Source organism: Shewanella vesiculosa (assembly GCF_009994065.1).
Lineage (GTDB): Bacteria > Pseudomonadota > Gammaproteobacteria > Enterobacterales > Shewanellaceae > Shewanella > Shewanella vesiculosa.
On the sequence record NZ_JAACSD010000004.1, the window covers coordinates 491439 to 506668 of the forward strand.

Sequence of the window (15230 nt, forward strand, 5' to 3'; positions counted from 1 at the left end):
ACACGATACTATGATGGAGTATTAACATCTTGCTGTTTACGTGCAATGGCCACTATTGCCATAGTGACAAAAATGGCGAATAGGCCCCATAGTTGCAGCCATTTAGGCAACACGGCCGACCAACCTGCCCCTAATTGATTTAACTCGAGCATCCCCATAATTGCTGGCACAGCAGGAATAACTTGCGATGCCACTACCAATGGCTGTGGAATCAACGCAATTGGCCACACAAATCCTGCCACAAATAAAATTGGCATAGAGACAAGTAAATACAATTGGGTGGGTAATTCACGCCGGCGGAACAAACTACTGAGATAAATACCTAACGAACCCGTAGCCAATAAAAAGGGCAACATAAATAAGCCTACTTCAATCACAGAGGCAACCACGCTGACTTTATACCAATAAAAACAAGCGCCTAAGTAGAAACTACTGAATAATGCATAAATCATCATAAACACACTAAGCCTTGCAAGCACTAAGGTCACTGGCCGGACTTGCTGCCAGTAGCCCTGTTTACCCCATTGGCCTGCGCCCAAAATACCTGTGCCAATTAATAAGGTTTGATGCAAAATTAATAAAAATAAACCCGGTACCACATAGGGGGTATAACCCAAACTGGGGTTAAAAGCCGGCACCGAATTAATATGGATAGAATTAACAGCTTGCTGCGCTAACTCTGGGTTTTGTCCACGGGCGAGCAAACCTATCATTTGCACGTGTTTACTGGCATCAATACCTGCAGAAACTAAGCCTTCAACAATCGCAGAATAAATTAAAAAGTAACTCGCATCACCGCCGTAACTTAATGTCGCGCCTTTGCCCAATAACAAATTACGCCTAAAATCTGCTGGGATAACCAATAAACCGTGCGCTTTACCAGCATCAATCCAAGCTTGGGCTTGGTCAATACTGTTTACATTAGCGAGTACTTTTATCTTGGCACTGGCATCGGCATGACGTGTCACCAATCGGCTGAGAGATGAATTATCATGATCAACGACCACAATCTGCTGCTCTGTCGGCACCTGATGCAGATACGGTAACGGATAAAGTACTGAGTAAAATAACACGCCACCAAATAAGGTCACGACTATGGCTTTATCAGCCAGTATCGCTTTGCATTCTGCAACCATTAACTGCCAGAAGTTCATCACTTGACTCCCAGACTAATTGACTTGCTCACGGGAACTTGAGGCGGTATTTTCTGAGCATGACGCCCCAACACATAAAGCAAAGGGATTAATAGTAAAAAGCCCCAATATGAACTGATTTGCAGTAACACTTGTGGCAAGTTCACCCCGTAGCTCACCACACTGACATGAGAGTCGATATAATGACTTGATGGCATAATCAAGCGCCACCATTTAGCCAATAAAGGCATATCATTAACTGGAAAGGTAATCCCCATAAACGCAAACGCAGGAGCAAATAAGGCAGTACAAAAGCTGACCACCCGCGCACTGTCACGCATCAGCATAAAAATAAATAACACGATCAACCACAACGCCATGAGCATGAACATCTGCGCCAATACCAAAAGCCATAACGAACCCGCTATCGGCATCGCCAAATAATGGTATAACCACAGCAGAATAAAGCCACCATGAATAAGCATAATGGGACTGTAGAACAGGATTTTAACCCACACCTTAGCCCAAAAATCTTTGGCTAAATAGTTACGCTCACCCTGCGGGAGCAGCTCCGCATTGACACTATTGACAAAAACCAGCATCGACAGCAACTGCCACAATGCAATCAATATAGGAGGAACCAGAAATCCGACATAGTTATTATTGCGATTAAATAGTGCCGTGGTTTGATTACTAATAGGCGTTAAACTCACATCGACTGTGGCTTTATTGGCTCCTTTGAGCAATAAATTTACTTCACCAATATGCGTTAAGCCCTCAGCAAGGCTGAGTTGTAGTTGGCTAGAGAGTAACTTGCCAACTAATAAAAATTGACTGTTATAGCGAATATCAATCGTGGGTTGTTTGGATGTTAATAGGTCTTTGTTAAGCTGATAAGGCAAAATAACTAAACCATAAACTTCCACTTTACGCATAGCGTCAATCGCTGATGCTTCATTAGCATATGCGCGAGGAGCAACTACGGCATTTGCCGATAATTGCCGGGTAAGCATACGACTAATTTGGCTATTATCTAAGTCAACTACGGCAACCGGAAGCTGTCTTGGCAAACCTGCACTGAACAACCACCACAGCGCAAGTACGCCGATGAGCGGAATATAGCTCACCAAGGCGAGTTGCCAAGGCGAATGCCATAACACTGTCCATTCACGCCGAAATAGATGCCTCATCAGCAAGCCTTATTAATGTTCGTTGAGCTTGTCGGCGCGAAATAATACCGACATCCCAACGCGTAAATCGGCTATTTTCTGCTTCGGTGTCAGTTCCACCTCGAATGTACGCATATCAAAATCATGGCCACTTTCAGTGGAGCGCCAAGTGGCAAAATTGCCCATCACACTGATGTGCGACACGGTAAATTCAACTTGCTGCTGCAATGCAGGGATATCTAACATCACGCTTTGATCTTGTTTAAATTGCAATAATTGATCTTCTCGCACTTGTAATACAGCCCAAGCATCACTCATATCAATAATGCTCACTACCGGAAAGCCACTCGGTGCTAACTCACCCGCTTGTAACAGTACTTCACTCACCTCAGCTTTTTTAGGTGAACGCATTTGGCTATCAGCTAAAATGGCATTCACCTCGTTAACTGCGCCTTCTGCCATACGAGTCTTGCCTGCCGCAGCCGCTTTGGTTTCATCGCGTGCGCCTTCGTCGGTCATTTGATACATGGCATAAGCTGCCTGTTCAGTATATTTAGCGGCCTGCCATTGGGTATAAGCTTCATCGCGCTTTTGCCTTGCGACAACACCTTCATCAAATAGATTTTCAATGCGCTGATATGTTTTTAGACTAAGCTCGGTGGCAGCTTGAGCTTTTAACCATTGCTCTTTAGCGGCTGTGACTTGTTGTTGTCTTGCGCCATTATTCGCTTGTTGCTGCATTGCGGTTGCGGCTTCTAGACCACCTTGAGCCTGCACTAGCTTAGCATCCAATTCAGGACTGCTGATGGCAAACAAAATATCGCCCACATCAACCTGATCGCCTTTGCGCACTAAGACCTGCTCTACCCGCCCTGGCACTTTAGAAGAGATGTTGTATTCACGAGCTTCTATTTGCCCTTGTAACACGCTAGGTTGCGGCGTAAAGGCCAGCATGACGCCATAGCCCAACAGTAATATAAGTAACACGAATGCAATGACCGCGATGATCTTGTTAGCCCGCATAAGCAGCCCCCTGAAGTTGAGTTCGGTTAATAAATTCATCGACTTGACCACTAATGGCCATCACTTTGGCATAGGCTTGAATATAGCGATATTTAGCCCCTAATTGCTGAGTTTTAACCGCCGTTAAGCTTAACTCTGCATCGATCCTATCAATTGATGTGGATAAGCCTTGATTGAAAGATAACTCTCGTAAACGTAAATTTTCAGTCGCTAACGCTAACGACGTATTCAGCGCATCGGCTTCTTCTTTAGCTTGCAGCATTTGCCGATAACTTTGATCGATCAGTAAACTTAAATCCTGTTTTGTTTGTGCTTTAGTGTATCGAGCTTGCAATAAAGCACTTTTGGCGGCTTGTACTTTACCACTGTGCCCATCACGGCTTATCAGCGGTATGCTCATACCCACACCTACCATCCAATCAGGTTCCACTTGTGAAAATAAGCTGTCATCTTCATACAAGGTATAGTTACCGTATAAATACACTGTGGGGTAATAACTGCCCTTTTCTAGGTCCACTAAGCCATTGGCTTGAGCTTCTTTAGCCTCAAGCAGTTTTAATGCCGGATGCTGAGTTAACGTCAGCTGGCTAAGTTGTGGCAATGACGGTTGCTGTTCCAGTAAAAACAGCGCTGAAATAGGATCGACTGAGGGAATATGCAACATCCGCGCTAAAGCTATTTCGGCCATCTCATATTGACGCTGGCTTTTACCCCTATTGACCTTGGCATTTTCTAACGCGACTTGGGCATTTAAGCGTTCAACTTTGGCTATTTGCCCTTGTTGCTCCAATTTTTGTGCATGGCTGACATGTAACGCTAACGAATCTACCAACTGATTTTGAGTATCAACTAAGGTTTTTGTCACCGACACCGCATAGTAACGATCAACTAACTGCAGAAATAACTCCCGCCGAGCTAGGGCCAACTCTTGTTCAGTTTCAGAAACTTGTGCTGCATGTATCCCTTGCGCAGCAGTAATTTTACCACCAGTGTAAATCGGCCACATGGCTTGCAAACTGGCACGAAATACATCTTGCTCAGTAAAAGGGGTAACAAACAATGAACTAGGAATACTGGCTAGGGCACCGCCAAGCGCTGGCGGTAAGGTACTGCTATCAAGCGAGGCAAGTGGATTAAGATCATTGAGGTCAAGTTCAATCGGTTTTTCAAGACGGGTATAACTACCGGCAATATTCAACGATGGGAAATTCAGTGCATCACCAGCGTCTTCTTCGGCTTTGGCGCGGTTAACATGCTGGGTTTTGGCTTGCAGATGATCGCTTACTTGGGTTAATTGCTGCCAAGCATTGCTAAACGTAATGGGCTCAGCGAAAACACTAAGATGAACAAAAAAAACACTCGAACACAACACCAAGCTCAATCGCCTCTGGCTATGTGGACTACTATGACGCTTTGCAACCATAAACACCTCTAGAGTTAATACTCTAATTCCTTGATGAAGTATAACTTAAAACAGTTATTTTCACAGCCACATAGATTATTAACCTGACTATACATATCCTTAAATAAACAAGACTATCAAAATAAGCCTTAAATATACAACGGCTTACCAAGTCATAACACTCAGTAAGCCGGCTACTTACGGCTAAATAGGCTAACGTTTAAGCTGTACCGCCAACCGTTAGACGATCAATTTTCAATGTTGGTTGCCCCACGCCAACAGGCACGCTTTGTCCGTCTTTACCGCACACGCCTACGCCTTTATCTAGAGCTAAGTCATTACCAACCATGGAAATTAATCCCATGGCTTCAGGGCCATTACCAATTAAAGTTGCACCTTTAATTGCCTGAGTTACCTCACCGTCTTCAATCAAATAAGCTTCAGAAGCTGAGAACACAAACTTACCTGAAGTGATATCGACTTGACCGCCACCAAAGTTGGGCGCATAGATGCCTTTCTTCACTGACTTGATAATGTCTGCAGGGTCTGATTCACCGGCATTCATATAAGTATTCGTCATCCGTGGCATAGGTAAATGAGCATAAGATTCGCGGCGACCATTACCCGTAGGCAATTGTCCCATTAAGCGCGCATTTAACTTATCTTGCATGTAGCCGGTTAAAATACCATTTTCAATCAAAGTGGTTTTTTGAGTTGGCACGCCTTCATCATCGATACTTAATGAACCACGACGATTTTCCAATGTACCATCATCGACTATGGTGACTAATGTCGATGCCACTTGCTGGCCCATTTTACCGCTAAAGGCGCTGCTGCCTTTGCGATTAAAGTCACCTTCTAAGCCATGACCTACCGCTTCGTGCAATAACACACCAGGCCAACCGTTACCTAACACTACGGTCATTTCACCTGCTGGAGCATCAATGGCATTAACATTCACTTGAGCTTGGCGCACTGCTTCACGAGCAAATTCAAAACTCTGTGGTAAGCCAGTTTCATCTGTGGCTAAGAAGGCACTGTAATCGTGACGACCACCACCACCGGCACTACCGCGTTCACGCTTGCCGTTGTCTTCTAAAATAACACTACAGTTAAAACGCACTAATGGACGAATATCTGCGGCCAATGTACCGTCACTGGCAGCGATCAATATTTCCTCATGTACGCCAGATAAACTCACCACAACCTGAATAATACGGCTGTCTAAACTACGGATATACGCATCGGCTTGCTTTAACAAGTCGATTTTCTTCACTTCGTCCATAGCCGCAATTGGATCGGCACTGTCATAGAGTTTATGTGCCGCTTGACGCTTAAAGGCTTGTACCTTGTGCTGCTCACCGGCACTAGCAATGCCGCGAGCGGCTTTTGCTGCGGCATCAAGAGCGGCTGGAGTAATCTCGTCGGCATAAGCAAAACCGGTTTTTTCACCGCTAATAGCACGTACACCCACACCACGCTCAATGTGGAAACTGCCTTCTTTGACTATGCCATCTTCTAAAACCCAAGACTCATGACGGCTACCTTGGAAATACAGGTCTGAAAAATCGATATTGTGTTGATGAATGGTATTTAAGTAACCTTGCAATCCGTCTAAGGTTAATCCATCTTGCAATAAACTCTGCTCTACTTGGGTTAAAAATGGCATTAAAATTCTCTTTATTAATTGGTAACGCGTACTGCGAATTCAGTGTTAGTCGTGGCTCAGCCAGTATTATTTCAGCTGTGGCTCTCTAAATCGATTATGGCCCATCAGCGGCATTTGTTGACGAATGCGCTGTAATTCCGCTAAATCGACTTTAGCCTGTACCCAGCCACATTCCGTCGCTCGTTCAGCAATAACTCTGCCCCATGGATCAACAATCATACTGTGCCCCCATGTTTCTCGACTGCCTTGATTATGCTGTCCCCATTGGCCTGCGCCCAATAAATAACATTGAGTTTCAATCGCTCTGGCTTGCAATAACACTTGCCAATGCGCTTCCCCAGTCACTTTGGTAAATGCAGAAGGTAGAGCAATATAATCTGCTCCAGCTAAACGTAAAGCCCGAAACATGTCGCCAAAGCGAATATCATAACAAATGGCTAAGCCGACTTTGCCAAACGGAGTATCAATCACACTAATATGATCGCCTGGATGAAAGGTATCACTTTCACGATAGGTTTTGGTGTTATCACTCACCTCAACGTCGAATAAATGCAGTTTATCGTAATGACCTAGGGTGACGCCATGATCATCAAAAAAATAACAACGGCTGAAGACTCGACCATCATCGGCACGCATAGGAATAGTGCCGGCAATAAAATACACTTGATACTTTTTAGCCATCGAAGCTAACGCGTTTTTAAGTTCGCTTTGATGCTGGCTACCTGCATATTCAAGCTGCTGGCTTTCGTGACCACCAAACAATAAACAACACTCAGGTAACACCACTAATTGTGGTTCATTGGCTTCTCGGGGTAAGTCTTTAAGCTGCGAGTCGACAAACGCGAGATTGGCTTGGACATCGCGACTGCTTTGGCATTGTAATAAGCTGATTTGCATCTCTCACTCCTGGTAGCGAAACGACATGAGCCAATGGCTCACCTGCGTGTTGGCCCCTTGATAAAGCGTCAGTGTACATTTGCGCCTTTATCATTCGAGAAACCTGATTAGTTGGTATTGAGCTAATTGCCCCTGTGGTTTTGGGCGGTACATTATCTTGCCTATTCTGCTCTGGGGCTTGAGTTTCATTTTCGCCCTTGGTATCACTTTTAAGCTTGGGCTCGATATTAGAATCAACTCCAGTTTTAATCTGAGTTTCAACACTCGACTCATTGGCTTGCGGTAAAATAGCTTGTGGAATTTCAATTTCTTTACTCTTACGCTCAAGCTCTTCAAGTTGTGGATTGTCCATGGTGCCGGTCACTCGAAAACGAATTTCAGAAATGACTTCAATCACGGGCTCTAACACTTTTGTCAGGGCAAATGCCCCTAAACCTAAAGTCCATGCACTGGTGCTCAATAACACCACGGTTGGTACACTCGACGCAAGCTGCGGCACAAACCGAATATCATAATTTAAGCTTTGACTGGTGAGATCGGTATAACCGCGTATGCGCATATTGCCCGCAATAGCATCCATTTCTGAATCTGTGGTTTTCACTACACCATCATCAATCGCAAGGTTGCCGTTGAAGCGATTAAAGTATAAGCCTTCACCGAACACATCCGAGAAATCTAATGATAATTTGCGTAATAATGAATCTAAACTAAATAATGAAAATACCCGTGCACCTTTATCGCTTATTTCCGATAAATGGCCTTTACCTAACTCAAATTTTAGCTGGCCGTTAAGTGTATCGAGCATGAAATGATAAGGTGCACCTTGCCATGATAACTGACCATTGAGATCTAATGGCGCATCTTCTAGCCCAGGGTTGATGTTCAATATCGTCGAGAGGTCATCAAACTTATCGGCCTGTAAATTGACCTCAAACGAGGTTTTTTCAGTGCCATTATCAACTGACCATAAGCCATTTGCCTGCAATATTACCGTTGGCTTAGTCAGTGAAAGAGTCTGGAATTGGTAGCCTTGTTCTACGGGTAATCCTTGCAATACTAAATGACCGAGCGATAAATTATTTACACTAAAATCATCCACATCTATCGCTAACGTAGGCAGATTTTGTAGCATAACAGTCGGGGATAAATCATCACTTTTTGTTGCACTGGCTGTTGGCAATAAATGCAGTTTGCTTGCTACAACTTTAATGCCTTGATCGCGCCAATTAGCATAAAAATCGATACGGCCATCAAACTGTTGTGACTGAGCATCAAAGCGCCATACATGTTCGGTTGGCTTAGCATCGAAATGCAATTTATCGAATGATTGCCCAAGTACCGTTAATTGGCCAATATTGGCATGAATACCGGCTAATGGTGGAAATGCCGGAGTCGCAAGGTTAGCATCAACCGCAGGCGAAATGGGTTGTTGCAACTCAGTATCAGGCAACTCGGCGACAGTTAAAATACGGTCTCGTATCAAAGAGGTCACGACTTCAGGTTCTGCTGTCGCACTAAAGCGATTAATCAGTGGTAGCCACTGCGCTAAGTCGACTTTAGGCAGATCTACATGTATGTGCCCATACTGCTTATTTAATCTGTCACCCAATCTAAAATGGCGACCTATCATCACATCATAAAAAGCCAGTTGACTGCCATTATCGGCATTAAATCCTCCCCAAAACTCCACATCATTACCCAGTTTAATGCTCAGTGATGATTGTTTGTTATCGCCAATCAGTTCTGCACTGAGCGTTTTCGGTTCCGCTGCCGATTTTTCATAAGGGATAGGTAAATCTAATGATGTTCCAACAAGATCGGAATTTGCAGAAACTTGTAAACTGTAGCCACTAGGATCAAAAATCATAGTTAACTGGCCATTCCAGTCCATGTTTCCGTGATAGGTTTCAGTCAGTGGATTGTCTAAACTGTCAGGTAGGGCATCAAGATCCCAGCGTCCTTTCAGCGCAACATTTAATGCAATATTGTTGTTGCGCTTACCGGTACTCAAGCTAAACGTGAGAGGCTGTTGAAATAATCGAGCCTTAATATTTTTACCTTCAATTACTTGATTAACAAAACTCACTTGCCCTGTCACCCCCTGTAAATCTAAACCGGGAGTATCAATAAACACTGGGTTATTATTAAATGTGACTTGACCTTTAATGAGTTGCTCGCCGCCTTCATATAAGGGAATCGCCAGATCCAATCGAGTATTAATATGTTGTTGGATTTGCACTACGTCTAACGTAGACCCGACAGAATCATGTAACGGTGAAGCATTAATTACTTTAGTTGCAGCTTGAGCATCAGTATTAATATCGGCTTCAACCTTTAACAACGACGCTTCCCCCAAATGTGGAATAGACACTCGCGCGCCGTCTACCGTAACGTCATCAAGTTTGCCCTGATCAATATGTAAATCCATCATCGCATTTTCAAACAAGGCTGATAAAGTAAGATCGCTCACAGCAGGCCAATCAGGTTGGAACTTAAAATTGCCATTATTAAGAGTAAAAGCGGCTTGAAAGACTCCGCTGCTGTCTTGATAGGGGTAGCCACCTAAATCCCCATGCCAGACTAACTGCGCATCATTCACTTGCCCAGCGACTAAGCCGTCATTAAGGTAGCTAATTAAGTTTGGACTCATCGCCATTAATGGAAAATATCGCCCAAGATGAGCCACATCATTAATGGTCACGTGAGCAGCTAATCCCATATGAGTCTGTTCAGCAAACTCAAGATTAAGGCCCGCTTGCAGAGTAAGATCACTATTACTCAATTCAATATTAGCCACGGTCAAGCGCTGCTGGCCAACATCATATCGGCCCATGACGGCACTGCTATTAAGTATTATTGGCTGACTAAAATTATCGCTAAAATCGAGCTGGTATTTTTGCTCAGGCAAGCTAAATTCAAGTTGATTATTTGCCCAGGTTAATTGGGCATCGAAAGGGCTGATACCTGGTATAGACTCATAGGGCTGCCATTGTAATTGCTGTGCTTCAACTTTAGCGATAAGGGCTTTTTCTGCCTGTTTATACAGCCGAATAGGGCCAATTTTTCCTTGAGGATTAAGCTGCTGCCAACTGCGTACTTGCTGCATGCCTAAACCTGGCACTAATGGCAACATAGGCTTAAGCAAGGTCGGGATAATTTGATTCGCATATCCAAAAAAATCACCATCACCACTGCCAATAGCCAAGGTGAGTAATGGCCAAGTTTGATCATTGGTGGATAAATCTAAATTGTGACTGTCGATTCGCCAACCATCAGGTTGTGGGATCCATTGCAATGAACCTGAATTGATTGCAAACTTTTGCTGGCTGTCCGCATCTTGCCATTGTAACCAGCTAGGTTTAAAAACCAGTATGCCATCTTCAATTTGACGATGTGCAAACGTCATCCATGCATCAAGATTTATGACCCCTTGAAACTCAATATTATCGGCGTCGGTTTGCGCATTATGTTGTCTAGAAGCCCATTTTCCTAAGTCTAATGAGTCTGCGGCCACGTAAAGTTGACCAGCTATAGAATCCGCTTGATAACCATCACCGCTAAGATCAATACGTAACGTTAACTGTTCTTGCTTTGACTGCTGTGGATCAACATAGATGATGCCTTGTGCTTGGTGACGATTAGTACTGTTTTGCCACAATAAATTATCGATAAAAATCGGCCGATAATCATGCTGTTTACTCACCAGTTGCAGGGAAGCATCGGTTATTGAAAAATGACCTAATTGCTCCAATAACAGGGCATATAACCAGTCAAGAGTGGCTTTATCGCTAGGCTTGGTATTATCGTCAGTAGCAGTTAACTGATCGAGATTGAGCGCCACCTTAAGACCATCAAATACAACGGTTTCAACCTGCGGGCTCAAGGTTAGTAGCGACTGCCAAAAATCGAGTTTGATATGCACATTGTTGCTGACAACTGTAATTGGCAGATTATCCTGTGGCGGTAGGACTAAATTGTTAATGGTCAATGCAGGCCCAAATGCTTGCCATTCAGCACTGAGCTTATCCATCTGCACATGCAGTTGGTACTCACTATCAAGATAATCAATTAACTCAGTACGGACTTCAGGAATATGAGGCAATAAACCACGAATAAGGCTCACCGCCAATGCAAAAAGCACCAGTGTAATAGCCAAAATCTGCCAAAATACTCTGTTGATCGTTCCCGTACGAGTTGTCGACACTACATCATCACCACATCATATTTACTTTGAATGTATAACGGTTCATTTTGCAAACGAATACGTTTACCAATGTAGACTTCTAATTCTGCCAACAAATGTGATTCATCGCCGCTAAAACTCATGTACACAGCCGGTGAGCAATACAATAAAAACTCATCGGCTTTATAAGCTCGATCTAATCGAATAATTTCGCGAAAAATCTCATACGACACAGTTTCAATCGTTTTCATGGTGCCAGTGCCTTTACAAGATGGACACTCACCACATACCACATGCTCTAAACTTTCGCGGGTACGTTTACGGGTCATTTCAACTAAACCCAAGCCAGAAAATCCACTCACGCTGGTTTTGACTCTATCTAACGCCAAGGCCGCATTTAAACTTTCTAACACCCGTGCTTGGTGTTCCTTACTTAACATATCAATAAAATCGATAATGATAATCCCACCCAAATTACGTAATCGCAGCTGTCTTGCAATCGCTTGAGTGGCTTCAAGGTTAGTATTAAATATGGTTTCTTCTAAATTACGATGACCAACAAATGCACCGGTATTAATGTCGACTGTGGTCATAGCTTCGGTTTGATCAATAATTAAATATCCACCCGATTTGAGTTCAACTTTGCGACCTAAAGCGCGTTGAACTTCATTTTCAACATCATACAATTCAAAAATAGGCGCTGGGCCGGCATAATGCTCAATTTTGTTAGCAATCTCAGGCATAAACTCTTGCACAAACTGTTGAAGTTCAGCATATGTACGGCGTGAGTCAACTTGAATATGATCAAGCTCTGTTCCCACAAAGTCACGAATAATCCGTACCGGTAACGCTAAGTCTTGATAGAGTAATATCACCCCTTTGCGCTTGCGACGTTCGCTGACTTTGGCCCACACTCGGCGCAAAAATGCTGCATCTTGAGCCAGCTCATCTTCACCAATATTTTCAGCGGCTGTGCGAATAATAAAACCGCCATCATCATCAACATAAGGAAGGGTAATATTTTTGAGGCGTTGGCGCTCTTCTTCCAGTTCAATGCGTTGCGATACCCCAACATGGCTAGAACCAGGCATAAAAACTAAATAGCGGGAAGGTAAAGTAATGTCGGTAGTGAGGCGGGCGCCTTTAGTGCCAAGCGGGTCTTTGACCACTTGCACCATAATGTCTTGGCCCTGACGAACAAGCTCGGCAATATCGCGCACCACAAAGTTACCTTTTTCAACATCGGCAACACATTCAGTATGCGGAACAATATCGGAAGCATGTAAAAAGGCGGCTTTGTCTAAGCCAATATCAACAAATGCGGCTTGCATGCCTGGAAGTACACGGCTGATTTTACCTTTATAGATATTGCCGACCAAACCTCGCTTCATGCGACGTTCAATATGCACTTCTTGTAAAACACCATGCTCGACTAATGCTACACGCGCTTCTGTTGGCGTCACATTAATGAGTAATTCTGTGCCTTTTTTACGTTGAGTTTTTATGTTCATAGGCCACCAGTATCTGGGTCATGCTCCAATCGTAATGTTGACAGCAGTTGCACCACCGTAGATGACCGATTAAAGCAAAAGTTAAGTTTGCTGCATCATGCAGGCTAATAATTCACGCGTTTCTACTAGCGGTAAACCAACGACGGCTGAATAACTGCCACTAATTGATTGAACAAAACAGCCACCCAAAGCTTGTATGCCATATGCGCCAGCTTTATCCATTGGTTCGCCTGATGCCACATAAGCGTCTATGTCGGCAACAGATAAGTCACAAAAGCTGACTTGGGTTCGACACAGGCGGCTAAAGGTTTGCTCACCATCTGTTAACGCCACCGCGGTCATCACTTCATGAGTTTTACCAGATAATAATGTCAACATACGCTTGGCATCATCTTGGTCTATTGGCTTACCGAGGATTTGATCGTTCAATACCACTATTGTATCTGAACCGAGTACTTTTGGGGCGATAATATGGCCACTCAGGGCTAAACCCGCTTGGGCTTTTTCAACGGCTAAACGGCACACATATTGTTGCGCTGTTTCAGTTAACCGGGGGGTTTCATCGATATCGGGTGCGACTAGCTGAAATGAGAAATCTGCCTGACTAAAGCCAGCTTGCGCCAGTAATTCTTTTCTTCTTGGTGATGTTGAAGCCAGTACCCATGCCATCGGTTAGTTACTCTTATTAGTGTACATTAAAACAATTCTTACGTTATCAGATTGATTAACGTACTTTGTAATGGCGGCGCATGTTACGCAGAACCCAGAACACCCACCACCAAATAAATAAACTCGAAATAGCGGGTAAAAACATCTCAACATCAAATGGTGTCGCACCGACAACAACAAACTGAATCCAAAATATCACCAAATGATAAATACAGATAAAACATGCTAGGAGTAATGATTGTTGCCAGCGAGGATAGTTACGTAACTGTTGAGACAACAACACGACAATATAAATCACTAACGACAATGCGAGTGAACGGATGCCTAAATGGGCCCCCAATAACACATCAAGCATGACCCCTAGCAACCACGCAGTGAGAATACTGTAACGATGCGGTAACGCCATCGCCCAATACATCATGACCATAAGGAGCCAGTCTGGTCGCCATGCTTCGACCACTTCCGGTAGCGGCATGATCTGAAACATCATACCAATAAATAAAGTCAGCCATACCACTAAGCGACCATTAGCAATGTGCGCGCTCATTGGTTTTCCTCGCTTACTGTTGGTGAAGTCGTTGTTTGTGAAGGCGGAGTACCAACTTGAGATGACGATGCATTATCACTAGTCTGGTTAGGTATGGTTTCCGTTTCACCATTCGTTGCAGCACTATCAGCCGCCTCGTTCATCAGCCCTTGGACCTCAGCAGGCAACGTAAAAGGTTTGGTTTCATCAGGCCAAATAAGCAAAACATACCGAATACGATCAAGCGCAGCTAAGGGCTGGGCATTAATAACGGCATAACTCTGACCATCATCACGCGATACACTGATAACACGAGCGACGGGATATCCCTCAGGAAAACGATTTCCCAAACCTGACGTTACCAATAAATCACCCACAATAATGTCAGTACTTTTAGCCACATTGCGTAATTCAATTTGGTCGATATCACCGGTACCGTTGGCAATTGCCCGCACATCGTTACGAGTAACACGCACCGGAATACCATGAGTGCTATCTGACACCATCAACACGCGACTAGTAAACTCACTCACTTCAGTCACCTGCCCTACAACACCTTTGGCATCCACCACTGGCTGACCGACATAAACGCCGTTCTGTAAACCATGATTTAACACTACAAACTGCCGAAAAGGATCGCTGGCAACTTCCATGACTTCAGCGACCATTTTACGAGAATCCATGTGCACAGGAGAACCAAGTAATGCGCGTAAACGCTCATTTTCTTGGCGGACATGTTCAAAACGCTGTAAACGTTCTGACATCACCAGTTGTTGGCGTAAGAGTTCTTTGTTTTGCAGTTCGAGCATATTACGCGTGGCAAAGGCTTCGGCAGACCAGTCGAGCATCATACCTGGCACATTGGCCAAAAACTGCAGTGGACTTAATAATGAGGATAAAGACTGGCGAACAGGATCAAGACGGTAATTAGTCATCAGCAATGCCACCGACAAAATAATTGCCAGTGTCAGTCGGAATTGACTAGAGACGCCACGAACGAAAATTGGTTTCATAAAGTGTTCGCAACTCTGTTAACCCATAAAATGCC

At 44.0% G+C, this 15230-nt stretch carries 11 protein-coding genes; all 11 read right to left on the reverse strand.

The features are described 5' to 3' along the window. Positions 1-8: 8 nt before the first annotated feature. On the reverse strand, positions 9-1154 hold the full coding sequence (locus GW828_RS04440) for an ABC transporter permease (protein ID WP_182696890.1): 1146 nt from the start codon (positions 1152-1154) through the stop codon (positions 9-11). Next, a complete protein-coding gene (locus GW828_RS04445) occupies positions 1154-2323 on the reverse strand; it encodes an ABC transporter permease (protein ID WP_124015305.1) in 1170 nt (389 codons plus the stop codon). Before GW828_RS04445 ends, GW828_RS04440 begins: the two co-directional genes overlap by 1 nt. A 12-nt stretch (positions 2324-2335) precedes the next feature. Further along, a complete protein-coding gene (locus GW828_RS04450) occupies positions 2336-3325 on the reverse strand; it encodes an HlyD family secretion protein (protein WP_124015306.1) in 990 nt (329 codons plus the stop codon). Beyond that, positions 3315-4748 carry a TolC family protein gene (locus GW828_RS04455; protein ID WP_273057799.1) on the reverse strand — a complete coding sequence of 478 codons (1434 nt, stop codon included), beginning with the start codon at positions 4746-4748 and terminating at the stop codon, positions 3315-3317. The genes GW828_RS04450 and GW828_RS04455 overlap by 11 nt, the downstream gene beginning before the upstream one ends. A gap of 199 nt (positions 4749-4947) precedes the next feature. Beyond that, positions 4948-6396 carry a metalloprotease TldD gene (gene tldD, locus GW828_RS04460; RefSeq protein ID WP_124015307.1) on the reverse strand — a complete coding sequence of 483 codons (1449 nt, stop codon included), beginning with the start codon at positions 6394-6396 and terminating at the stop codon, positions 4948-4950. A 66-nt stretch (positions 6397-6462) separates the two neighbouring features. Continuing rightward, complete coding sequence (locus GW828_RS04465; protein ID WP_182696892.1) at positions 6463-7293, reverse strand: carbon-nitrogen hydrolase family protein; 831 nt, start codon at positions 7291-7293, stop codon at positions 6463-6465. Continuing rightward, a complete protein-coding gene (locus tag GW828_RS04470; RefSeq protein ID WP_273057798.1) occupies positions 7217-11497 on the reverse strand; it encodes a YhdP family protein in 4281 nt (1426 codons plus the stop codon). Before GW828_RS04470 ends, GW828_RS04465 begins: the two co-directional genes overlap by 77 nt. Next, a complete protein-coding gene (gene rng, locus GW828_RS04475; protein WP_124015310.1) occupies positions 11497-12987 on the reverse strand; it encodes a ribonuclease G in 1491 nt (496 codons plus the stop codon). Before rng ends, GW828_RS04470 begins: the two co-directional genes overlap by 1 nt. Before the next feature lie 81 nt (positions 12988-13068). Next, on the reverse strand, positions 13069-13656 hold the full coding sequence (locus tag GW828_RS04480; RefSeq protein ID WP_273057797.1) for a Maf family protein: 588 nt from the start codon (positions 13654-13656) through the stop codon (positions 13069-13071). A gap of 55 nt (positions 13657-13711) precedes the next feature. Beyond that, positions 13712-14203 carry a rod shape-determining protein MreD gene (gene mreD / locus GW828_RS04485; protein ID WP_124015312.1) on the reverse strand — a complete coding sequence of 164 codons (492 nt, stop codon included), beginning with the start codon at positions 14201-14203 and terminating at the stop codon, positions 13712-13714. Next, positions 14200-15195, reverse strand: coding sequence for a rod shape-determining protein MreC (gene mreC, locus GW828_RS04490; RefSeq protein WP_273057796.1), 996 nt, complete (start codon positions 15193-15195; stop codon positions 14200-14202). Before mreC ends, mreD begins: the two co-directional genes overlap by 4 nt. Positions 15196-15230: the final 35 nt, after the last annotated feature.

Bases quoted from the DNA above. Each gene is read 5' to 3' on its own strand.
- GW828_RS04455 (WP_273057799.1), bottom strand. From the start codon at position 4,748: ATGGTTGCAAAGCGTCATAGTAGTCCACATAGCCAGAGGCGATTGAGC.
- GW828_RS04465 (WP_182696892.1), bottom strand. From the start codon at position 7,293: ATGCAAATCAGCTTATTACAATGCCAAAGCAGTCGCGATGTCCAAGCC.
- GW828_RS04480 (WP_273057797.1), bottom strand. From the start codon at position 13,656: ATGGCATGGGTACTGGCTTCAACATCACCAAGAAGAAAAGAATTACTG.
- GW828_RS04445 (WP_124015305.1), bottom strand. From the start codon at position 2,323: ATGAGGCATCTATTTCGGCGTGAATGGACAGTGTTATGGCATTCGCCT.
- rng (WP_124015310.1), bottom strand. From the start codon at position 12,987: ATGAACATAAAAACTCAACGTAAAAAAGGCACAGAATTACTCATTAAT.
- GW828_RS04450 (WP_124015306.1), bottom strand. From the start codon at position 3,325: ATGCGGGCTAACAAGATCATCGCGGTCATTGCATTCGTGTTACTTATA.
- mreC (WP_273057796.1), bottom strand. From the start codon at position 15,195: ATGAAACCAATTTTCGTTCGTGGCGTCTCTAGTCAATTCCGACTGACA.
- mreD (WP_124015312.1), bottom strand. From the start codon at position 14,203: ATGAGCGCGCACATTGCTAATGGTCGCTTAGTGGTATGGCTGACTTTA.
- GW828_RS04440 (WP_182696890.1), bottom strand. From the start codon at position 1,154: ATGAACTTCTGGCAGTTAATGGTTGCAGAATGCAAAGCGATACTGGCT.
- tldD (WP_124015307.1), bottom strand. From the start codon at position 6,396: ATGCCATTTTTAACCCAAGTAGAGCAGAGTTTATTGCAAGATGGATTA.